This window comes from Andreprevotia lacus DSM 23236, assembly GCF_900176275.1.
Lineage (GTDB): Bacteria > Pseudomonadota > Gammaproteobacteria > Burkholderiales > Chitinibacteraceae > Andreprevotia > Andreprevotia lacus.
In genome coordinates this window covers 1-1232 of record NZ_FWXD01000078.1, presented here as the reverse complement: position 1 = coordinate 1232, position 1232 = coordinate 1, and the positions used below count along the sequence as shown (strand labels likewise).

At 60.8% G+C, this 1232-nt stretch carries 1 protein-coding gene; it reads left to right on the top strand.

The window, feature by feature from the left end:
- The first annotated feature begins 67 nt into the window (after window positions 1-67).
- A protein-coding gene (locus B9A19_RS21830; RefSeq protein ID WP_139799072.1) for an IS3 family transposase occupies window positions 68-1224 on the top strand; the annotation gives its coding sequence in 2 pieces (ribosomal slippage) (window positions 68-323 and window positions 323-1224; 1158 coding nt in all).
- The last annotated feature ends 8 nt before the right edge of the window (window positions 1225-1232 follow it).

The following is a 1232-nucleotide window of genomic DNA, read 5'->3' as shown; positions in this document are numbered from 1 at the left end:
TGATGTGGTTCAATGATTCTGGACACCAACTAAGGTGGTCCTCACACCACCGCACACAGGTGTCACGATGAACAATACCCGACGATCGTTTACGTCAGAATTCAAAGCCGAGGCCGCTGCCTTGGTGGTCAACCAAGGCTACAGCGTGGCTCAGGCCTGCACCGCCATGGGCGTCGGCGAGACTGCCATGCGCCGCTGGGTGGCCCAGCTGCAGCAGGAACAAGTTGGCATCACCCCGCAGAGCAAGGCTCTCACCACCGAGCAACGGCGCATTCAAGAACTCGAAGCCCGCGTCCAGCAGCTGGAACTGGAGAAATCCATTCTAAAAAAGGCTACCGCGCTCTTGATGGCCGACGAGAACAAGCGTACACGCTAGTCGCGCAATTCAGAGCGCATGCCCCAGTCAGCATGCTGTGCACGCTGTTCGGTGTCAGCCGGGCAGGCTTTTACCAGCGGCAACAACGCCCTATCGATACCAGCCGCATCCGCTTGCGCGCCAAATTGCGCGAGCTGTTTGTCACCAGCCGGCGTGCCGCCGGCAGCCGCAGCCTGGTCTCGATGCTGGTGGCGGAAGGATTTCAGCTTGGCCGCTACAAGGTGCGGCGGTTGATGCAGGAGGCCGGCCTGCGCAGCAAGCAGCCAGGCTCGCATCAGTACCGGTCACCCCAGGGCGAACGGCCAGATCTGCCCAACCGGCTGGCGCGTGACTTCGCACCGGCACAGCCGAATCAAGTGTGGTGTGGCGACATTACGTATGTCTGGACAGGGTCACGCTGGGCCTACCTGGCCGTCGTGCTGGATTTGTACGCACGCTGCGTGGTGGGCTGGGCGATGTCGGAGCGGGCAGATGCCGCCTTGGTCTGTACGGCACTGGATCAGGCCTGGCAAACGCGTGGGCAACCGGTGGGCGTGCTGTTTCACAGTGATCAGGGCTGCCAGTACGGCAGCAGGTTGTTCCGGCAACGGCTGTGGCGTTACCGGATGAGTCAGAGCATGAGCCGACGCGGCAACTGTTGGGACAATGCGCCGATGGAGCGGCTATTCCGCAGCTTGAAAACAGAATGGCTCCCGGAGCTGGGGTACTTGTCGTTTACACAGGCCAAGCAGGACATTGGTGCATATCTGATGGGGTACTACAACCGGCAGCGCCCACATGCGGCCAATGGGGGCTTGCCACCGGCAGTACGAGAACAGCAACTCAAATCACTGTCCAGGATTTGTTGACCACTACA